The sequence below is a fragment of the Mesorhizobium sp. LSHC420B00 genome (assembly GCF_000503055.1).
In the GTDB taxonomy this organism is placed as follows: Bacteria; Pseudomonadota; Alphaproteobacteria; order Rhizobiales; family Rhizobiaceae; genus Mesorhizobium.
The window spans coordinates 636,071-657,207 of record NZ_AYVY01000001.1 but is presented as its reverse complement, the minus strand read 5'-3'; the positions used below and the strand labels follow the sequence as shown (position 1 = coordinate 657,207).

Here is a 21,137-nt window from a genome sequence, read left to right as displayed (position 1 = left end):
TGCCGAATGCACTGGTATTACGGTCGAGCAATGGAGCCCCGTCGAATGAGGGCTCGCGCCGAGCGGAAGCGACCAGTCCAGTACGGGTCATGCCCCTGCCCTGCGCCCTTTTCCGCAGGATCAACGTTCGTTGTTGTCATCCTCATAGCCTTCATAGTTGTCCTGCGGCGCATAATATTCCGCTGCGTCATAGACTTAGGTCTTCTTGTAGCGCTCTCCAGGCCAGCCGCAGCGAGGCGCGAAAAGCCGTTGATCTTCAAGCCGCAGGCGATGCACTCGAAACGATTGGGCAGATATTCCTGCGTCTCGGTGATCTCGCCGTCCTCGAGTTTCTGTGTCGGCGCAGTGACGGGCTCACCCACGACCAACGCTTGGGAAGCGCACGATGGACAGTTCACCCGATGGCCGGCCTGGCGGATTGCCCAACCGGCCGCCGACTGGCTGAGCGTGGTGCGCTCCTCGTTGCTCTTGGCGGCCCAGGCGTTCTTGTGAGCGTCGACATCTCCCAGGACCGCCTTAGCGCCGTCATCGGCAGCGGCGGCGATGAGTTTGGCGGCGACTTTCGCCTCGGCATCCCCGATGAAGTCAGGCAGTGACATGCCCATCGAACCAAGGAGAACCTCGCATAACCGCCAGGCGATCGATGGATTGCGGTGCAATCTCGCATTTGATGAGCCCGTCGGCGACGACGATGCCGATATCGGACGACTTCACCTTCCTGAGCTTGGCAAGCGAGCGGTCGACGATCGGGTGCGGCGACGCAGCTTGGTCATCGCCACCAACGCCGCAAATCGATAACACCTGGTAGTCGCCTTCGAAGGGCTTCCTGCTTTTCACCGGGACGTTAGACCGCCAGCGCTGCTGTTTTTCCCCGGTGTACAAACCCCTCTTTTGAGCGGCCAGTTGACTGCCGTCCAAAATGATTATTAAGTTCGGTGACAGAACGAATTAATCGGAGCTGCTGTTGAACGACGTGCCACGCATTTCTCGTCAGTTCTCGCAGCGCTCCGTCATGGAGGCGATCGTGCAAGGTGGGCCGATCTCGCGCGCTTCAATCGCAAAGCAGACCGGCTTGTCTAAGCAGACAATCTCCGAGATCGTCAGGACACTCGAGCAGGAAGGCTGGGTGCAGGAAACGGGGCGCACGAGCGGACATGTCGGACGCACGGCTGTCACTTACGAACTCGTATTTAACGCGGCCTACATCGCGGCGGTCGACCTCGGCGGCGCCAAAGTCCGGGTCGCCCTCACCGATCTTGCCTGCCAGATATTCGCGGAGGAAACGGCGCCGACCGATCCTCGGGGCGGACAGTTCGTCGTCGACCAGATCGTGGATCTAGCGCTTCAGGCGGCCCAGAGGCACCGCATCTCGCGCACAAAGATAAGGCTGGCGGTGATTGGTGTTCCCGGTGCACCCGACAAGAAGACCGGCCGCGTCCTGCTTGCCCCGAATATTGCCGGCTTTGGCACAATGAATGTCGTTCGCGCTTTCGAGCACGCATTCGGGTTTCATGTGGTGATCGAGAACGATGTCAATCTGGCGGTGCTCGGCGAGAACTGGCAGGGGTGCGGCCGCGGTATCGACAATCTCGCCTTCATAGCGCTGGGTACCGGTATCGGCAGCGGCCTCATGGTTGGAGGCAATCTGGTGCGGGGCGCCAGCAATGCAGCCGGCGAGATGGGCTTTTTGCCGATTGGCGCCGATCCTTTCGCGCCGACATCGTTGCGCGCCGGCGCTTTCGAGCGCGTGGTCGCAACCAACGCCATGGTTGAACGCTACGCGGCGCTGACGGGCAACATCGTCAACGTGCCGACGATTTTCCACAGTGCATTGGCCGGAGACAGGCATGCCGCGACGGTGCTCGACGAAACCGCGCGCTACCTGGCGCAAGGCATTGTGGCCATAGCGGCAATTGCCAATCCGCAAAAGGTCGTCCTGGGCGGCTCGATCGGGCTGCGGCCGGAAATCCTGTTGCGCGTTAGGGACCTGCTGCCGCGCTGCTTCCCCTATCCTATCGCCGTTGAGGCCAGCGAACTCGGGTCGCGGGCAGCGCTCATCGGCGCCGCCGCCATCGGGCTCGGCCAGTTGCACAACAAACTGTTCGGCGTCGACGCGCCCGACGGACGCATTTCGCTTCCCCCAGCCAGTTCGGCCGTGCTGCGCGAGGCCACGCTATGACCGCTTCAAAGGACATCACCGCCCGCTTGCGCGCCGCCCTCGATTGCGACGCAGCGGTGGAGCTTCTGCAGGGGGCAATCGGCCGCGAAAGCATAACCGGTCACGAAGAAAACTTTGTCGCCTTCCTTGAACACCGCATGCGCATGCTTGGCTTGAGCGAAATTCGGCGTGCGGAATTCGCGCCCGGCCGGCCCAATGTCTGGGGTGAGCGCAAAGGTGCCGGCGCCGGCAAGCGGCTGCTCTTCATCGGCCACACCGATACGGTTCATGTCGAGGGCTGGCGCGAGCACTGGGCTGGCACCGCCAGGCAGGATCCGTTTGCCGCGCCAATGATCGACGGGCAGATCTGGGGCCGCGGCGCCGGCGACCTCAAGGCCGGCATCTGCTCCGCGCTGTCGGCACTCTCTCTGCTCGACACGGCCGACATCGAACTGGCCGGCGACGTTGCCTTTGCCTTCGTCGGGGACGAGGAGAGCGGCCAGCCTGGAATCGGCGTCTCCGCCGGCATCAAGGACTTCGTCGGCCGCATTGAGAGAGGCGAAGTCGTGGCGCCCGATTTCATCGTATATGTGGAGCCTACCCGCCTTTCGGTTTATCCGGCCCAAATCGGCTTCTTCATTACCGACATCACCGTCACCGGACGATCGGCCTATTTCGGCGTACCCGAACTCGGCAAGGATGCCTTGCGTGCAAGCCACGCCGTCATGAGCGCGCTGTGGAAGCATTCGGAAGATGTTGCAACCAGAGCCGAGCACCCGCTGATTGGGCGTGGCTTCCTGCTGATCACCGGGCTTGCGGGCGGAGGCTACATCGCGGTGCCCGAACGCTGCACGTTGTCGCTGATCCGCAAGCTGTTGCCCGGCGAGTCACTGGACGAGGCCGCCGCCGAAATCGAGGCAGTGGTGCGCGGCGCCATCACCGATCCTGAAATCATGTTGGCGTTCGCCTATCCGGCAGGCCGCGATCATCCGCTCGGGGGTAACGCCGCCGAGATTGCACCTGACAGGCCGGAGGTCGGCGCCCTTGCTGCCGCCATGGCCCGATCGATGGCTGGTCGCGGCGCCATCGAAGGCGCGCCATTCTGGTCAGAGTCATCATTTTTCACCAACCGGCTCGGCATCCCCGCCGTGTACTGCGCGCCAGGCGACATTCGCAACTGCCACACCTTCGACGAACACGTCGATGTCGAGGAATATCTGGCGGGCATCGTAGGCTTCGCCCGGTTCATGGCGGAGTATTGCGGCGTTACGGAATAAAGGACAACTGAGAGCGAAAATGGGAGAACTACCATGCTGATAGACAGACTTGTTGCTACAGCACTTGCAGGCAGTCTGATGCTGTTGGCCGGCGGAGCCGGCGCACAGACAGTGGGACCGAGCGGCGAGACGGCGACGCCCAGCGCCGAGGTTACTCTGTCGGACACAGATCTGGCCGCAGTGAAGGAGAAGGGCTACAAGGCCGCGCTGCTGTGGCACACCTCGTCCGACTTCACCAATGCGGTCAGCGCCGGCGCCAAGGATGAATTTGCCCGTGCTGGCATTCAGATCGTCGTGACCACCGACGCCGGCTTTGACGCGGCGCGCCAGCGCAGCGACATCGAAACCGCGCTCGCAGCCAAGCCAAACGTCATCCTGTCGCTGCCCCTCGATCCGGTCACTTCGGCCGAGGCTTTCCGTCAGGCGCTCACCGACGGCACCAAGCTGGTATTCCTTTCGAATCTGCCGAAAGGCTACAAGCACGGAACCGACTATGCCGCCATCGTCACTGACGACCTGTTCCAGATGGGCAAGCAGGCGGCCGATGCACTGGCCAAGGCGCTCGATGGCAAAGGCAAGGTCGGCTACATCTTCCACGACGCCAGTTACTATGTGACGAACCAGCGCGACCAGGCTTTCAAGACAACGATCGAGAAGGATTATCCCGGTATCAAGATCGTCGCCGAGCAGGGGATCTCCGATCCGGCGCGGGCAGAAGAGCTGGCCAGCGCCATGCTCGTGCAGCATCCCGATCTTGACGGCATCTACGTCACCTGGGCCGAACCGGCCGACGGCGTGCTGTCGGCCTTGCGGGCAAGCGGAAACACCAAGACCAAGATCGTCACGCTCGACCTCGCCGAACCGGTGGCGCTCGATATGGTCAAGGGCGGCAATGTGACCGCACTGGTGGCCGACAAGGCGTATGAGCTCGGTCGCGCCATGGCCGCTGTCGGCGTCAAGGCGCTGCTCGGCCAGGAGACGCCGGCCTTCGTCGTTGCCCCGGCGCTTACCGTGACCAAGCAGAACGTTGCGCAGGGCTGGAAGGATTCGTTGAACCGCGACGCACCGCAATCGGTGCTCGACGCGGCCAAGTGACAGGCGAATGCCGGCGGCCAATGAGGGCCGCCGACACCATAAAAACAAGGGGAACTGACATGCGCACAGCAATTGGAATGTTGTCGGCACTGGTAGCGCTCGTCGCCGCCAACGCCTTCGCAGCCGACGGCACCACCACGGGACCGAACGGGGAAAAGCCGACGCCGGCAAAGAGCGTCGTGCTCACACCAGCTGAGGAGCAGCAGATCAAGGACGGCAAATACACCGCCGCGCTGGTCTGGCATGAGATGAGCGAATACACCAACGCGGTGAACAGCGGCGCCCAGGACGAGTTGAAGCGGCTCGGCATCACGGTGGTCGCTCAGACCGACGCCGGCTTTGATGCAGCCCGGCAGAAATCCGACGTCGAGACAGTACTCGCCAAAAAGCCCTCGATTATACTGTCCCTACCGGTCGATCCCGCAAGTGCGGCCACCGTCTATGATCCTGCGCGCCAGGCCGGCGTGAAATTGGGATTCGTCGACAATTCGCCAGCAGGCTACGTTCACGACAAGGACTATGTGACCATCGTTTCGGACGACCTTTTCCAGATGGGCAATAAGGCCGGGATCGCAATGGCCGACGCGCTCGGCAAGCAGGGCAAGGTCGGCTACATCTTTCACGATGCCGATTTCTACGTCACCAACCAGCGCGATGGAGCATTCAAGCACACAATCGAGCAGGACTATCCGGACATGAAGATCGTAGCCGAGGCCGGAATGGCCGACCCCGCGCGCAGCGAGGAAATCGCGCAGGCGATGATCACACAGCACCCAGACCTCGATGGTATCTACGTCACCTGGGCTGAGCCGGCGCTTAGCGTGCTGTCCACATTGCGGGCGGCCGGCAACAGCCACACCAAGATCGTCACGCTCGACCTGAACGAACCGGCGGCACTGGACATGGTGAAAGGCGGCAACGTTGCGGCACTCATCGCAGACGAAGCCTATGACATCGGCGTGACGCTGGCACGCGCCACGGCCGCCTCGTTGATCGGCAAGAAGGCCGCGCCGTTCATGGTGGTCGATTCCCTCGCCGTCACCAAGGACACTGTCAAGGACGGGTGGAAGCGGTCCCTCAACAAGGACGTGCCCGCGACCATCGCGGCCGCCATGAAGTAGCGGCAGACAATGGCGCCCCGCCGGAGGAAGTGAGAATGTCGAGTATCAACACCAGCCCCGGCCGGGCAGCGAGCTTGGTCAGCCGCTTCAACCTGCAGCAATATGTCGTCTATCTCGGATTTCTGGCGATCTTTCTGTTCTTCGCGATCGTACTGAAGGACAGCGGTTTTCTGACGGTTCGCAACCTGTCGAACATCGTGCTGCAGACGGCACCCGTGACGATCATGGCGATCGGCCTTGTCTTTGTCATGTCGGCGGGCGAGATTGATCTTTCGATAGGTTCGATCGTTGCCGTGGCAGCTCTTGCTGCCGCGGTGGCGATAAACGCCTGCGGCTTGGTGGCCGGGGTGCTGGCTGGCCTCGGCGCCGGCCTGCTGATCGGCCTGCTCAACGGCGCCCTCGTGGCTTACGTCAAGTTGCCTTCATTCCTGGTAACGCTGGCGACGCTCGGGCTGTTTGCCGGCGTATCTCGCTCGATGACCGATTTGCGGTCGATCCCGGTCACCAACGACGCCTTCACCGGCTTCTTCGGCTCGGGTTCTTTGCTGGGTGTTCCGTCCTTGATCTGGTGGACGGTCATTGTCGTTGCGATCGCGCATCTCGTCTTTCGCGAGACGCGCTTCGGCGCCCATGTGCTGGCCACCGGCGACAACAGCCGTGCCGCCAGTGTTTCCGGCATCAGCGTGGCGCAGATAAGGCTGGCCGTTCTGACCATAAGCGGCGGGCTCGCCGGCCTTGCCGGGCTGCTCTATGCCGGCCGGCTGCAGGCCGCGAAATATACGCTCGGCGAAACCGACCTTATGACGGTGATAGCGGCCGTCATTGTCGGCGGAACCCTGCTCAACGGCGGCAAGGGATCGATTGTCGGCGCGCTGGTCGGCTCGCTGATGATGGGCATGCTGAACAACGGCCTCATCCTGATGGGCCTGTCCGTCTCCGATCAGATGATCGTGCGCGGATTGATCATTCTTGCGGCGGTCGCCGTATCGCTGCGCGAAAAGTCGCGTTGAAGGAGTTTTGTCATGTTCCTCGCTGTTCTGCGGCGCCGCAATCCGAGCTTTATAGAAAGCGCCATGCGCCTGCACCAGGAAGGAAAGCTGCCGGCTAATTCGTATGTGCTCGACCTCGATGCCGTCGAAAGCAACGCCCGGGTCCTGAAGCGCGAGGCCGACCGGTTTGGACTGAAGATTTTCGCCATGACCAAGCAGGTCGGCCGCGCCAGTTCGTTCTGCCATGCGCTCAAGCGCGGCGGCATCGATCAGGCCGTTGCCGTCGACATGGCCTGCGCGCGGGCAACGCACAGAGCCGGCCTGAGGCTCGGTCATCTTGGCCACCTGCAGCAGATCGCAAGGCACGAGGCCAATGCGGCGGCCAAAACGTTCAGGCCGGACTATTGGACCGTCTTCAACGACACCAAGGCTGAAGAAGCCGCTGCCAGCGCAAGGCTCGCCGGGTACACGCAAAACCTGCTTGCCCGCATCCGCGCCGATGGTGACGTTTTCTACCGCGGCCACGAAGGTGGTTTTGAGGCGGCCGATATCGCCGCGGTCGCCGAAAAACTGGATGGCCTCGACGGCGCACGATTCGCTGGCATCACCACCTTCCCGGCGCTGCTGTTCGACCAGACCACGCGAAAGGTCCTGCCGACACACAATCTGGCGACACTGGGCGGAGCTGCCGAAGCGCTCGCCAAGTCCGGCCGCAGCAACATAGAGGTGAACGCGCCCGGCACGACGTCGAGTGTCCTGCTTGGCGCGCTGGCCGAAGCCGGCGCCACGCAATGTGAACCGGGCAATGGCTTGGCCGGCACCACCGCGCTGCACGTCATGGAGGATCTGCCGGAGCTCCCTGCCGTTCTGTATTTGACCGAGGTGTCGCATTTGTCTGGCGGCAAAGCCTACTGCCTTGGTGGCGGCTTCTATATCGATCCGATCTTTCCGGACTATGAGGTGAAGGCAATCGTGTCCGCAGATCCCACCACGGCCGCCGCCGCGCTCAGAAACGTCGAGGTGCCGCCGCCTGCGGCAATCGACTATTACGCAATGATTGACGCTAGCGGCGCCAATGCTCCACGCCCCGGCGACACGGCGGTGTTCGGCTTTCGCGGCCAGGCGTTCGTGACCCGCGCCTACGTGGTCGGCATCTCCGGTGTCTCAAAGCGGGCCCCCCAAGTCGAAACGATCGAAAACGGTTTTGGCGAAACCGCTGCCTGGCCCGTCTAGGAGCAAGCGATGAACGCGACCATGACCGGCACGGCCCCTGTTTTGCAGCTGCGCGACATCCGCAAGAATTTCGGCGGCCTGACCGCCATCGAAAATTTCTCGCTCGAGCTCTATCCCGGCGAAATAGTGGCGTTGGTCGGCGATAACGGTGCCGGCAAGTCGACGCTGGTCAAGATCGTGACGGGGGTGCATGCTCCGACATCCGGGACGATCATCATCGAGGGGCAGGCGGTGGCAATGTCAAGCGCCACCATGGCGCGCGCCCACGGCATTGAGGTGGTCTATCAGGACCTGGCGCTCGCCGATCAGCAGACCGTCTACATGAACATGTTTCTTGGCCGCGAGCCGGTGAACCGCTTCGGCCTGCTCGACCGACGCCGGATGATTGACGACACCGAAAAGCTGGTGAAGGATCTCGACGTTCGCATCCCATCGGCTCACGCCACCATCCGCGATCTCTCGGGCGGCCAGCGCCAGGGCGTGGCGATCGCGCGCGCCACGCACTGGGCAAGCAAGCTGATCCTGCTCGACGAGCCAACCGCCGCGCTCGGCGTTGCCGAAACCGCCAAGGTCGAGACGATCGTTCTGTCGCTGAAGCAGCGCAATATTGGCGTGCTGATCATCAGCCACAGTCTCGACCAGGTGTTCAGGCTCTCAGATCGGATCTGTGTTCTGCGACGTGGCAAACAGATCGGCGTGCGCAAGACCAGCGAGACCGACAAGAACGAGATCGTCGCCATGATCACCGGGCTTCAGCACTAGCCTGGTCGATAGAGGCGCGCCGTTCCAGATACTGCGTTACCCGAGCAGTGAGTGGCATCACTTCAGATCCACGATCAGGCCTCGGCCAGAGAATGTTGCCAGCATCAATCTAGAGCACGCAGGTAGCGAATGGGGCGACCGCCGGCAATCCGGTCGGCCGCTGTGGCTATGGAATTGGCGTCGATGCCGAAATGCCCGTAAAGATCGCCGATCGTGCCCGACTGGCCAAAATGCTCGACGCCGAGACTACGCGTGCGATGGCCGTAGACCGAGCCCAACCAGCCGAGCGCGGCCGGATGGCCGTCGGTGACGGCGACGATGGCGCAATGCGCCGGAAGGTCGGCAAATAACCTTTCGACATGGCTCCTGGCATGAACAACGCCGCGTTCGCGTGCCCGGCTCGCGGCAGTCCAGCCTGCGTTCAGCCGATCGGCCGAGGTCACCGCCAGGAGACCGACATCGCGACGGTCCTCCGCCATAATGCCGAGAGCCTCGATGGCCTCCGGCGCAACCGCGCCGGTATAGGCAACAATTACTTCGGCATTAGGACCCGGATGCCGCAGCCAGTAGCCGCCGTCGATGATCTCCTGCTCGAGTACGGGCGTCACGCTACGCGTGATCTGCTCGACCGGGCGCGTCGAGAGCCGCAGATAGACCGAGCCGCCGGCCTCGTCGCGCAGCCAGGTGCGCTCCGACTGCACGGCGTCGCCGTCGCGCTGCATATAATCCAGGGCAAAGCGCATGATCACGCCCAACTCGTCGACGAAGGCCGGCTCGTAGGCGGCAAGCCCGTCTTGCGCTATGCCGATCAACGGTGTGGCGATCGACTGATGCGCCCCGCCTTCCGGCGCCAATGTGACCCCCGAAGGCGTCGCGACAAGGAGGAAGCGCGCGTCCTGGTAGCAGGCATAGTTGAGCGCATCGAGACCGCGCTGGATGAACGGATCGTAGAGTGTGCCGATCGGCAGCAGCCGTTTGCCGAAAACCGAATGCGACAGCCCAAGTGCCGACAGCAGGATGAACAGATTATTTTCGGCGATGCCGAGTTCGATGTGCTGGCCGGAGGTGCCGAATTCCCATTTCTGCGCCGAGGCGATGCGTTCGCTGCGGAAAGTGTCCGCGAGTGACTGACGCGCGAACAGGCCGCGCCGGTTGACCCAAGGGCCGAGATTGGTCGAAACCGTGACATCGGGTGATGCCGTGACGATCGCGTCGGCGAGCGGCCCGCCAGCTCGCGCAATCTCGTCCAGAATTCTGCCGAAGCCGACCTGCGTGGAGACGCTGCCTTTGGCTTCCGCGACGAGACGACCAGGGATCACGATGCGCTGGGCGTGCCGGCGCCGCTGGCCCTTTGCCGCGAACGGAACGGCATCGAGGAACCCTTGCAGCTCCAAATCCCCAACAGCCAATCCCTCGAAGGCGTCCCACTCCCGCCCGTCGCCGACCGACATCGAGGCGCGAAGGACCGCCATCTGATCCTTGGTCATCAGGCCGGCGTGGTTGTCCTTGTGGCCGGCGAGCGGCAGGCCGTCCTCTCGTCATTCGTGGCGAAGCTCACCCGCACATGACAATTGTCGAGGATGGAATTGTTCGGTCCGTAGGCCTTCTCGATCTGATTGAGCGATTGTGCAATCAGGAACGACTTGATGCCATACCCGGCCATGAAGGCCAGCGCGCTTTCGAAGAAATCGAGCCTGCCGAGCGCGGGAAACTCGTCCAGCAGCATCAAAAGACGCTGCCGGTGATCCTTCGCGTGAAGATTTTCGGCGAGCCTGCGGCCGATCTGGTTAAGCACGAGTCGCATCAGCGGCTTTGTGCGACTGATGTCCGATGGCGGCACGACCAGATAGAGCGTCGTCGGCCGTGCCTCCTCGACAAGGTCTGCGATCCGCCAGTCACAGTATGACGTCACCTTGGCCACAACTGGATCGCGGTAGAGGCCCAGAAAACTCATGGCCGTCGAGAGCACGCCGGAACGCTCGTTCTCGGACTTGTTAAGCAGTTCCCGAGCAGCCGACGCCACGACGGGATGCGGGCCTGCATCACCCAAATGCCGCGTCAGCATCATGGCGCGCAGCGTTGCCTCGATTGGCCGCTCTGGATCAGAAAGGAAGTTCGCCACGCCTGCGAGGGTCTTGTCTTTCTCCGCATAGAGCACGTGCAGTATTGCGCCGACCAGCAACGCATGGCTGGTCTTCTCCCAGTGGTTGCGGCGTTCCAATGTGCCTTCTGGGTCGACCAGGACATCCGCCACGTTCTGCACATCTCGAACTTCCCACTCGCCCCGTCGCACCTCCAGCAGAGGATTGTAGGCTGCGGATCCAGCATTGGTCGGGTCGAACAGAAGCACCTGGCCGAAACGGGCCCGCCATCCGGCCGTCAGTTCCCAGTTTTCGCCTTTGATGTCGTGGACGATTGCCGAACCCGGCCAGGTCAGTAGTGACGGCACGACCAGGCCGACGCCTTTGCCGCTTCGGGTCGGTGCGAAACATAGCACGTGTTCCGGACCGTCGTGGCGTAGATAGTGTCGGCCCAACATACCCAGGATCACCCCATCCTGACCGATCATCCCAGCGGCCTTGATTTCGTCTCGCGTCGCCCAGCGCGCCGAGCCGTAAGTCGTGGTATCCTTTCCCTCGCGCGCCCGCCACAGCGACGTCCCGATCGCTGCGACGATAGCCATGAGGCTTCCGCTCGCCGCAATCGCCGCGCCCTCCAGGAAGACGTTCGGCGCGTAGGCGTCGTAGAAAAACCACCACCAGAAAAAGGCTGGCGGCGGATAAACGGGGTGTCCAGCCAATTCGAACCACGGCGGACCGAGTTGGCTTTGAAAGTCGAGCCGCCCTGCCGTCCACTGTGTTGCTCCCCATGTTGTCGCGACGACGATCAGAAAGGCGGTGAGTATCTGGCCCCATAAAACCTTGCTTGCCGGCATCGGTCGTTTCCCAAATGGATGATCGGAACAACCGAAAAGCTCGAATTCCTAAATCCGCAAGAAAAAAGGGGCGGTCGAAGCAGCATGGCGTACCCGCACGTGGAAAGACTTGCCCGATGCGATCTCGAATGTTGAACGAGCATAGGGGGGCTGCTTTCTTCTGGAGCCGTTGAGCCGCTACTTGCCCAATGATAGTTAGTTGTCTCGGCTCAGATGGCATTTGACGAGATGGACGGGTTCTTGGAGAACCACGGATTGCGCATGACCAAATGAACAAGAGTCCTCAGCGGCGCGCCGAGCCGGAGAACACTCTAGTCCCGGCAAGTGGTGGTCAGCCGTTCTGCTGAGCTCGAATCTTACCNTCTTACCGCCTCCCTGATCGGTAGCGCGATAGATCCAGAGCCGACTCGATGAGCAGACCCATCAAGTCTGTTCAATTTTGTTAATGAATTCAGTCACATCAACTATTGCCATGGACTTTCGTTGGAACTGTTGCAAGCCGCGCCGGCCTCACGGATCGCGGAATCTATTGGGCCGCACCTAAGTTCCAGATGTCCCGATGCAGGCGCCATGTCCCGTCGCCCCCTTTTTTCCAAACGACAATGTACTTGCCCGCAACGGTGGAAGGGGCACCGCCTTTGCTCGGCACACTGAGCGTAAATGCGCCAACTTCGTAGGCGAGATTCCCGCTCCCTTCCACTTCCAGCGCCTTCAGGGTGAGATTCTTCATCCCGGCCTTGATTGCGCCCTGCCAGAATTCTTCCACGCCCTTGCGGTCATCGACGCGTTTGCCGTCGGGTGGCAGCAGAGCGGCATCGTCGGTATACATTTGACCTACCGCTGCTGCGTTTCCGCTGTTGAAGGCGTCCATGAATTTTACCAACGCCGCTTCGATGTCCTCACGAGCCGAGTGGGCGGCCGCAGACAATGCAGACGAAAGAAGCAGCACAGCAGCAAATGCAAATGACTGAACCAGTCTCATTTCGTCCTCCCTTGCGTACCCGACATGCCCACCCGATGAATAGCGCCGACCCGAGGGCGCCGCGGCGTTCGATGGCTAGGCGCGGATTATATTAGACTTATCTGATATGACGGCGCAAGCGCAGCTGCGACCCTCTGAACGACCAGCGTAGCAGCTGCCGGAGAGCTTCAAAGCGGCGGCTACCGCCTCACTGCCCTCCTCGTCTCGACGAAAGAGTTCGTTCGAATGATGCTTTTCCGTGGCTTTGCTCGCAAGTTTTCGTCAGCCAGCGCAGGGCCTCCTCTTACGCTCGCTGGTCGTCAAGGCCCAGCGGCCACTAGCTGACAGTCCCCCCGCAGCCAAGCCGCTGGGCCCTCGACGTGGGGAACGAGCATTGGAGACGATGTCGCGCTTTCCGTTACAGCCCGAAGGCGGGTGACAGATGACCGTGTCAGCCTCTCCACCCGAGCTACGATTTCACGCATTCGATCAGGCACAGCTCTCTCGGGCTAGCGCGCCAAGCAGGAGTTAGCTCCCGAATGAGCAGGTGCCACCCAGTTCAACTTCGGCCCTTGCGCGCGCAAAGTATTGGGCGAGATCGATCGGCAGTCCGGTCGGCAAATTGGGGCAGCGATGGCGAGAATGAATGCCAGGAACTTCCCTTCGGTGCCGCTTCGTCGATCTGTTTGCCGAGAAGACGCGCGCGCTGCGTGCCGTCCCCCATACCGCAGAGAACTCACTTCAGGTCACACACACACACACACGACGCCACCGAGATCCTGCATCAGTTTTCTACTCCGACGCCGCCACGTCACCAAGATCAGTCGCGAGCGTGATCGCGGCTATCAAATCGGGATCGCGCGCCGGAGCGCTCTATGAGTGAGCCCCGAACGGCGCGGTTCTCCTCGAGCAATCCGGCTCGACGTAAGGCGGGCCATCCGTGCCGGCCTCGTGACTAAGAGACGGGCGAATGGCGGTTCCTGGACTCACCTTTTTGTCATGAAGTCGCTTCCTTGAGCCGGTGGCGGAGTACTTGCTTGATGACTCCAGCACCGTTTAGAATCGGTTTTCGGAAAATTTGTCTTGTGGCATCAATTTTCATGGAATAGGATCATTTTTCACAGGTGTTGGCCCAGCTGAACCAAAATTCGATGAAAGGATTCGCTTTTCATGCCTCCGGTGCAAGAGCACCAATTTTCAGGTCCTGTTACCGTTTTTCAGGAAATCCGCCTTCCTGAAACGGCGACCCCGGCCGGGTACAGCGCCCTGGTCGGAGCCTACAGGCTCGCCGTGCCCTTGCCCCGTAGGTTGTTCGCCACGGGCGAGCATCATCGCATTACCGAACGGGATGGCTGGCGGATCATGACCCCCCGCCACGCCCCAAATCCTACCCTCGAAGGCCACCTGACCTTTGCGCTCAAGTACGAGGGACTGGACCTTGCCGTCCTCAAGCGGCTGTTCCAAGTGACCGGTCCCGCGCCGATCGAGGCGCTGGTCCGTGAAAGCCCGACCGGCAGTTATGCCCGCCGCATCTGGTTTTTATATGAATGGCTGAGGGGCGCCCGTATCGATCTGCCGGACGCGGCGGCCGGACGATACATTCCGGTTGTCGATCCCGAGCTGCAGTGGCCCGGACCCGACAAGACCGCTTCGCGCTACCGCGTAAGGGACAATCTCCCCGGCACGCGTGAGTTCTGCCCTCTGGTGTTCCGCACCAAGATTCTCGAAAAATTCATCGGCCTTGAACTACCGCGGCGCGCGGAGGCAATCGTAGCGGACGTGCCGCGCGACCTTCTTGCTCGGACCGCCGCCTTTCTTTTGCTCAAAGACTCGCGATCAAGCTATGCGATCGAGGGCGAGCGCCCGCCGCAAGATCGCATCCAGCGCTGGGGCCGCGCCATCGGCGAAGCCGGCCGCTGGCCGATCGATCGCGATGAGCTGCTGCGTCTGCAAAGAATTGTACTTGGCGACGCCCGTTTCGCAAGACTTGGCTTCCGAAAAGAAGGAGGTTTCGTCGGTGAGCATGACCGAGACAACGGCACGCCCTTGCCCGATCACATCAGCGCTCGGCCCGAGGACCTGCCGCGGCTAATCGATGGAATGGCGGCGTTCGATCAGGGCCCCGCGCAAAACCTTGATGCAGTCGTAGCCGCCGCAATCCTCGCCTTCGGCTTTGTCTACATTCACCCGTTCGAGGACGGAAACGGCCGCATTCACCGCTACCTAATCCACCACGTCCTTGCCATGCGCGGCTTCAATCCGCCGGGAGTGGTCTTTCCCGTCTCGGCCGCGATCCTGGACCAGATCAACGAGTACAGGGGCGTGCTCGAGAGCTATTCGCAGCGCCTTCTGCCATTGGTGGAATGGGAACCGACGCCGCAATTCAACGTCCGGGTGCTGAATGACACCGGTGATTTCTACCGGTTCTTCGATGCAACCCCGCACGCCGAATTCCTCTATGCCTGCGTTCAGCGGACGATCGAACGGGACCTTCCCGAGGAAACCGCATTTCTGCAGCGCTACGATCAGTTCCGGCAGCAGGTGGACGCCTTTATTGACATGCCCGAGCGGTTGACCGATCTGCTCTTCCGTTTTCTTCACCAGAATGATGGACATCTATCGAACCGCGCGCGCGAAAAGGAATTCGCCACGCTGACCAGTGACGAGGCAGGAAGAATCGAGGCGATCTACGCGCAAACCTTTGGTGCCCATTGAAGGTGTGATCATCAGGATCGATTTTTAGTCCGACGGTTTGTAATTCCCTTGTCCCTGCCTTCATCTCGGAGGCTTGACTTGTCGCCGAGACATGCACGATTTTTTCCGCACGGTCTGACCGGCCGCCGATCAGCCGCGGCCAGAACGCGCTTGACAAACCGGAGCCGTCCCGTCCAACCTCACGCATTCACCAGGGGAGTCCCGGCAAGGGGCTGAGATACTGCTGGCATTCGCGGCGCAGTGACCCGTTGAACCTGATCCAGTTCATACTGGCGTAGGGACGGTGCAAGCGCTTGCGGGAGTTTACGCCCGAGGTCCTGTTTCGGCAGGTCGACAGAAGCGTCTTTTCATCCTCCCGGCACAGAACTGGGTCTCCAATGCAACGAGCAAAGGAGCCTCAAGATGAATGCCCTCACCCCCGCCGTCTCGACGGGACCGCTGCCCGCCTCACGAAAAATCCACAAGCCCGGTGCCATCCACCCGCAGATCAGGGTGCCGATGCGCGAAATCTCCGTCCATCCGACGGCCGGCGAACCGCCCGTCACCGTCTACGATCCGTCCGGCCCCTATACAGACCCGACTGTCGAAACCAGCATCGAAAATGGCCTTGCACGGCTTCGCCACGAATGGATTACGGCGCGCGGCGATGTCGAGGCCTATGACGGCCGCCATGTCCGGCCGGAGGACAACGGATTCGCGACGGGCGAACGCCTGACGCCGGAATTTCCCATTCGCCATCAACCGCTCAGAGCCAAAGCAGGCAAGGCGGTGACGCAGCTTGCCTATGCGCGCGCCGGCATCATCACACCCGAAATGGAGTTCGCCGCCATCCGCGAGAACCTTGGTCGCGAGATCCTGCACGGCAAGCTTGAGCGCGACGGCGAGGCTTTCGGCGCGACACTGCCCGATTTCGTCACGCCGGATTTCGTGCGTGATGAGGTGGCGCGCGGACGCGCAATCATTCCCGCCAACATCAACCATCCCGAGAGCGAGCCGATGATCATCGGTCGCAATTTCCTGGTCAAGATCAACGCCAACATCGGCAACTCCGCCGTCACATCGTCGATGGCTGAAGAGGTCGAAAAAATGGTGTGGGCGATCCGCTGGGGCGCAGACACGGTGATGGACCTGTCGACCGGCCGCAACATCCACAACATCCGCGACTGGATCGTCCGCAACGCGCCGGTTCCGATCGGCACGGTGCCGCTCTATCAGGCGCTCGAAAAGGTCGGCGGCATCGCCGAGGACCTGACCTGGGAGGTCTACCGCGACATGCTGATCGAACAGGCCGAACAGGGCGTCGACTATTTCACCATCCATGCGGGCGTGCGGCTGCACTACATCCCGCTGACCGTTGACCGGGTCACTGGCATCGTCTCGCGCGGTGGCTCGATCATGGCCAAATGGTGCCTGCATCATCACCGGGAAAGCTTCCTCTACGAACATTTCGCCGAGATCTGCGACATTTGCCGCGCCTATGACGTGTCCTTTTCGCTGGGCGACGGCCTTCGTCCTGGCTCGATCGCCGACGCCAATGACGCAGCACAATTCGCCGAGCTGGAGACGCTCGGCGAGCTGACACAGATCGCCTGGGCGAAGGATTGCCAGGTAATGATCGAAGGCCCCGGCCACGTGCCGATGCACAAGGTCAAGGAGAACATGGACAAGCAGCTCGCCGTCTGCGGCGAGGCGCCGTTCTATACGCTTGGGCCGCTGACGACCGACATCGCGCCGGGCTACGACCACATCACCTCCGGCATCGGCGCGGCGATGATCGGTTGGTTCGGCACCGCCATGCTCTGCTACGTCACGCCCAAGGAGCATCTCGGCCTTCCCGATCGCAACGACGTCAAGATCGGCGTGATCACCTACAAGATAGCCGCCCATGCCGCCGACCTGGCAAAAGGTCATCCGGCGGCGAAAGTCAGGGATGATGCCCTTTCCCGCGCGCGCTTCGAATTCCGCTGGGAGGACCAGTTCAACCTGTCGCTCGATCCCGAAACCGCGCGGTCCTTCCACGATCAGACCTTGCCCAAGGAGGCGCACAAGCTGGCGCATTTCTGCTCGATGTGCGGGCCGAAATTCTGCTCGATGCGAATTTCCCACGACATCCGCACCGAAGCGCAGAAGGAGGGCATGGCGGCGATGGCGGCGAAATACCGCGAGGGCGGCGATCTCTACCTGCCGGCGGACGAGACCGGCGCACCGCTCATACCTCAGCCACGTGAGCCATCATGAAGGTGCTGGTCAAAGGGGCCGGCGTTGCCGGCCTCACCGCCGCCTTCGAGCTCGCCGCACGCGGCGCGGCGGTTTCCGTTGCCGAGACAAGGCCTGGCCTTGGGGGCAATGCGTCGTGGTTCGCCGGCGGCATGTTGGCGCCATGGTGCGAGCGCGAAAGCGCCGAGCAGCCGGTGCTGGATCTCGGGCGCGGTGCCGCCGACTGGTGGGATGCCGCAACCCCCGGCCAGGTGACGCGGGCCGGAACGCTGGTCGTGGCCGCGCCGCGCGATGCGGGCGAGATCGACCGCTTCGCCAGCCGCACCTCGGGCCATCGGCGTGTCGATGAAGACGAAATTGCGCTCCTGGAGCCCGACCTCGCCGGCCGCTTCCGGCGCGGATTGCTCTTCTCCGACGAGGCGCATCTCGACCCGCGTCAGGCGATGGCAGCGCTTCATGACAAGCTCGCAGCCATGGGTGTCGAGTTTCACTTCGGCACCGAGGTCTGGCATGTTTTTGGTTTCGATCATCAGATCGACTGCACGGGAATGGCAGCCATCGATGACCGGCTACGTGGCGTTCGCGGCGAAATGCTGATCCTGCGCACGCCCGACATCTCGCTGTCGCGCCCGGTCCGGCTGCTTCATCCGCGCTTTCCGCTCTATGTGGTGCCGCGCACCGGCCAGTGTTTCATGGTCGGTGCGACCATGATCGAGAGCGGGTCCGCCGAGCCGGCCACGGTGCGTTCGATGATGGAGCTTCTGGGTGCCGCCTATGCCCTCCATCCGGCATTCGGCGAGGCCGGGATCGTTGAAACCGGTGTCGGCGTCCGTCCTGCTTTTCCCGACAATCTGCCGCGTGTCGAGGCACATGGAAGCACCGTCGCAGTCAACGGGCTTTATCGCCATGGCTTTCTTCTCGCCCCTGCCATGGCGCGCCAGGCGGCCGACCTGGTCTTCCATCAAGACGGAACGAAGGAGCTTGCTCATGAAACTGACGGTCAACGGCAAAGTGCATGAGGTTGCAGCCACCACGCTGGCCGAGCTGCTTGCGGCGCTCGACTATGAAGGCGATTGGCTGGCAACGGCCGTCAACAGCGAACTCGTGCACAAAGCCAACCGGGCGGAATTCCGGTTGAGCGACGGCGACCGGATCGAAATCCTCTCACCGATGCAGGGAGGCTAGGCCATGTTCGATCTTCTCGGAACGTCGCTTGCCTCCCGCCTGCTTCTCGGCACCGCTCAATATCCATCGCCGGCCATCCTTGCCGAGGCCGTCAAGGCGTCGGGCGCTTCGGCGGTAACCGTCTCGTTACGCCGTGAGATGGCAGGCGGCGGGGCCGGCGAACAATTCTGGTCGTTGATCCGCTCGCTCGGCGTCAGAATCCTGCCCAACACTGCCGGCTGCCACTCCGTCAAGGAAGCGGTCACGACCGCGAAGATGGCGCGCGAAGTTTTCGGCACCAACTGGATCAAGCTCGAAGTGATCGGCAACCACGACACGCTGCAGCCGGACGTGTTCGGGCTGGTCGAGGCCGCCCGCATCCTGTGCGAGGACGGTTTTGATGTATTCCCCTATACCACCGACGATCTTGTCGTCGCCGAGCGACTGCTGGAGGCGGGCTGCCAGGTTCTGATGCCGTGGTGTGCACCGATCGGTTCCGCCCTCGGGCCGATCAACATTCCGGCGCTGCGCTCGATGCGCGCACATTTCCCAGGCGTTCCGCTGATCGTGGATGCGGGGCTCGGACGGCCGTCGCACGCGGCAACCGTCATGGAGCTCGGCTTTGACGCCGTACTCCTGAACACCGCAGTCGCCAAGGCGGCCGATCCGGTCGGCATGGCGCGTGCGTTCGGCAAGGCGGTCGAGGCCGGTCGTGAAGCTTTCAACTCGGGAATGCTCGAACCGCAGGACGTCGCCGTGCCGTCGACGCCGACAATTGGCAGGGCAGTTTTTTCATGAAGCTCGACCCCTTCTACCTGATCGTCGACAGCGCCGCCTGGATCGAACGGCTGGTGCCGCTTGGCGTCAAGCTGGTTCAGTTGCGCATCAAGGATAGGGACGAGGCCACGTTGCGGACGGAAATCCGCCGCGCGAACGGCGTCTGCGCGGTCCATGGTTGCCAACTGATCGTCAACGACCATTGGCGGCTCGCCATTGAGGAAGGCTGCGACTTCGTCCATCTCGGCCAAGAGGATTTGGCTGCGGCCGACCTGCTGGCGATTAAGTACCCCGGATTGAAGCTTGGGCTCAGCACGCACGATCATCTCGAACTGGAAACGGCCATCGCTGCCGAGCCCGACTATATCGCGCTCGGCCCCATCTATCCCACCGTCCTGAAGCAGATGAAATGGGCGCCGCAAGGGCTCGAGCGGATCAGCGAGTGGAAGCATCGGGTTGCGCCGATCCCATTGGTCTCCATCGGCGGCCTCAACCCCGACCGGCTCGACGGTGTCTTCGAGGCTGGTGCGGACAGCGCCGCGGTGGTCACCGACATCACCTTGAATGCCGATCCCGAAGCGCGCACGCGAGAATGGATCGAAAAGACAAAGCCATGGCGCTGAGGCGAGAACCGCATGTGCTCGTGGTCGGCGGATCAGACTCCAGCGGTGGGGCTGGAATTGCACGCGATATCGAGACGATCTCTTCCATTGGCGTGCGCACCTGCCTCGCTGTCACCGCGCTCACAGTGCAAACGCACGACGCCGTACTGGAAATCCTTCATTCGCCACCAAGCCTGGTGGCTGATCAGATGCGCGCCGCGCTGCAGGCCAACGAAGTGGCGGCAATCAAGATCGGCATGCTCGGAACAGCCGAGACCATCGCTGCGGTTGCCGCCGTACTGCGCGAAAATCGACAGGTGCCGGCAGTACTCGATCCAGTGCTGGCCTCCACCTCAGGCCGGGCGCTCTTACAGGCAGCCGCTATCGCTGTCATGAAGCGCGATCTGATGCCGCTTTGCTGCCTTGTCACGCCCAACCTTCCCGAACTGGCGCACCTTATTGGCTCCGAACTGGCAGTGGATGAGGACGATGCGCTCCGACAAGGACAAAGACTGTTGGCCGCCGGCCCTCAGGCCCTGCTGATCAAGGGTGGGCATGCCTCGGGACTCCGATCGACCGATATTTTATTACGCTCCGATCATGAACCCATCCACGTCGATACACCGCGCCTTGCCACATCAATGCGCGGAACAGGTTGCATACTGGCCAGCGCGATTGCGGCGCATCTGGCGAAGGCGAAGCCGCTTGAAGACTGCGTGCGCGAAAGCAAGCGGGTTGTCTTCGCCACGTTTCAGAGGAATGGAGCAGAATGAACCCGGCTATGCGGTACAAGCAGCTTTGGCCGCTAGTATGCTGGATCCTGAGCGTCTTGCTCGCTGGCGCAAACTCTTAGACGAAAATCGCAACAACACGGCGGTTCGAACCGGACCTCGTGGAAGCAATTCGGCCGCGGTCGCAGCGATCATTCATGAAGGAGGAGAGCTGGTCCTCTTGTTTCGAGGGGATCGGCAGCTCGTAGTTCGCAGTTTCGTTCAGTCCGGGGAGTCGGAGTGGATTCGAACGGCGTGACCGCCCAACCCAAATTAGAGAAAGTGGTGCGGGTGGCAGCGTGAACCTGCGACCCCATCGTCCCGAACGATGTGCGCTACCAGCAAAGCCGCAGCTTTTTGG

Annotated in this window: 17 protein-coding genes, 3 pseudogenes and 1 riboswitch; of the genes and pseudogenes, 15 read left to right on the top strand and 5 right to left on the bottom strand. The window is 62.1% G+C overall.

Going from position 1 to position 21,137, the window contains the following annotated elements; all coding sequences use genetic code 11:
* Positions 1-17: 17 nt before the first annotated feature.
* The gene (locus X760_RS43830; RefSeq protein ID WP_198030449.1) at positions 18-599 is read right to left on the bottom strand and encodes a hypothetical protein; all 582 of its coding nucleotides are present in this window, start codon (positions 597-599) and stop codon (positions 18-20) included.
* Positions 586-882, bottom strand: a complete 297-nt coding sequence (locus X760_RS73615) for a hypothetical protein (RefSeq protein WP_023717079.1) — start codon at positions 880-882, stop codon at positions 586-588. Before X760_RS73615 ends, X760_RS43830 begins: the two co-directional genes overlap by 14 nt.
* A 91-nt stretch (positions 883-973) precedes the next feature.
* On the opposite strand from X760_RS73615, the gene X760_RS43825 reads away from it, so the two are divergent.
* Genes X760_RS43825 through X760_RS43795 form a run of 7 tightly spaced genes read left to right on the top strand, consistent with a single transcriptional unit; the run spans position 974 to position 8,635 of the window.
* Positions 974-2,179: an ROK family transcriptional regulator gene (locus X760_RS43825; protein ID WP_245278510.1), complete on the top strand. Its 1,206-nt coding sequence runs from the start codon at positions 974-976 to the stop codon at positions 2,177-2,179.
* Entirely contained in the window at positions 2,176-3,435 is a 1,260-nt protein-coding gene (locus X760_RS43820; RefSeq protein WP_023717077.1) for a M20 family metallopeptidase, read from the top strand. Before X760_RS43825 ends, X760_RS43820 begins: the two co-directional genes overlap by 4 nt.
* Before the next feature lie 33 nt (positions 3,436-3,468).
* A complete protein-coding gene (locus tag X760_RS43815) occupies positions 3,469-4,530 on the top strand; it encodes a substrate-binding domain-containing protein (RefSeq protein ID WP_023717076.1) in 1,062 nt (353 codons plus the stop codon).
* Positions 4,531-4,589: 59 nt separating this feature from the next.
* Positions 4,590-5,651, top strand: coding sequence for a substrate-binding domain-containing protein (locus tag X760_RS43810; protein WP_031193416.1), 1,062 nt, complete (start codon positions 4,590-4,592; stop codon positions 5,649-5,651).
* Between the two features lie 35 nt (positions 5,652-5,686).
* Entirely contained in the window at positions 5,687-6,661 is a 975-nt protein-coding gene (locus X760_RS43805; RefSeq protein WP_023717074.1) for an ABC transporter permease, read from the top strand.
* Between the two features lie 12 nt (positions 6,662-6,673).
* Positions 6,674-7,873, top strand: coding sequence for an alanine racemase (locus X760_RS43800; protein WP_023717073.1), 1,200 nt, complete (start codon positions 6,674-6,676; stop codon positions 7,871-7,873).
* Positions 7,874-7,882: 9 nt separating this feature from the next.
* Entirely contained in the window at positions 7,883-8,635 is a 753-nt protein-coding gene (locus X760_RS43795) for an ATP-binding cassette domain-containing protein (RefSeq protein ID WP_036244138.1), read from the top strand.
* Positions 8,636-8,739: 104 nt separating this feature from the next.
* Here X760_RS43795 and X760_RS43790 read toward each other — a convergent pair.
* The 3 genes and pseudogenes from X760_RS43790 to X760_RS43780 all read right to left on the bottom strand — a co-directional run.
* Positions 8,740-10,164, bottom strand: a pseudogene (locus tag X760_RS43790) (transketolase); the annotation flags it as partial.
* Positions 10,161-11,570: pseudogene (traG, locus tag X760_RS43785) on the bottom strand (IncP-type conjugal transfer protein TraG); the annotation flags it as partial. The pseudogenes traG and X760_RS43790, both read right to left, overlap by 4 nt.
* A 526-nt stretch (positions 11,571-12,096) precedes the next feature.
* Positions 12,097-12,552, bottom strand: a complete 456-nt coding sequence (locus X760_RS43780; RefSeq protein ID WP_051409569.1) for a DUF4440 domain-containing protein — start codon at positions 12,550-12,552, stop codon at positions 12,097-12,099.
* A 1,149-nt stretch (positions 12,553-13,701) separates the two neighbouring features.
* Between X760_RS43780 and X760_RS43775 the strand changes: the two genes are divergently transcribed.
* The 8 genes and pseudogenes from X760_RS43775 to X760_RS77760 form a co-directional block, all read left to right on the top strand.
* Entirely contained in the window at positions 13,702-15,246 is a 1,545-nt protein-coding gene (locus tag X760_RS43775; RefSeq protein ID WP_023717068.1) for a Fic family protein, read from the top strand.
* Positions 15,247-15,428: 182 nt separating this feature from the next.
* Positions 15,429-15,545, top strand: a riboswitch (TPP riboswitch).
* A gap of 103 nt (positions 15,546-15,648) precedes the next feature.
* Positions 15,649-17,484, top strand: coding sequence for a phosphomethylpyrimidine synthase ThiC (gene thiC / locus X760_RS43770; RefSeq protein ID WP_023717067.1), 1,836 nt, complete (start codon positions 15,649-15,651; stop codon positions 17,482-17,484).
* The gene (thiO, locus tag X760_RS43765) at positions 17,481-18,482 is read left to right on the top strand and encodes a glycine oxidase ThiO (protein ID WP_023717066.1); all 1,002 of its coding nucleotides are present in this window, start codon (positions 17,481-17,483) and stop codon (positions 18,480-18,482) included. Before thiC ends, thiO begins: the two co-directional genes overlap by 4 nt.
* Positions 18,451-18,648 (top strand): sulfur carrier protein ThiS, encoded by a 198-nt coding sequence (gene thiS / locus X760_RS43760; protein ID WP_023717065.1) that lies wholly within the window; start codon positions 18,451-18,453, stop codon positions 18,646-18,648. The genes thiO and thiS overlap by 32 nt, the downstream gene beginning before the upstream one ends.
* Positions 18,649-18,651: 3 nt before the next feature.
* Positions 18,652-19,425, top strand: a complete 774-nt coding sequence (locus X760_RS43755) for a thiazole synthase (protein WP_023717064.1) — start codon at positions 18,652-18,654, stop codon at positions 19,423-19,425.
* Positions 19,422-20,027 carry a thiamine phosphate synthase gene (locus tag X760_RS43750; protein WP_023717063.1) on the top strand — a complete coding sequence of 202 codons (606 nt, stop codon included), beginning with the start codon at positions 19,422-19,424 and terminating at the stop codon, positions 20,025-20,027. The genes X760_RS43755 and X760_RS43750 overlap by 4 nt, the downstream gene beginning before the upstream one ends.
* Positions 20,018-20,779, top strand: coding sequence for a hydroxymethylpyrimidine/phosphomethylpyrimidine kinase (locus X760_RS43745; RefSeq protein WP_023717062.1), 762 nt, complete (start codon positions 20,018-20,020; stop codon positions 20,777-20,779). Before X760_RS43750 ends, X760_RS43745 begins: the two co-directional genes overlap by 10 nt.
* A pseudogene (locus tag X760_RS77760) lies at positions 20,775-20,918 on the top strand (GTPase RsgA); the annotation flags it as partial. The gene X760_RS43745 and the pseudogene X760_RS77760, both read left to right, overlap by 5 nt.
* Between the last annotated feature and the right edge of the window lie 219 nt (positions 20,919-21,137).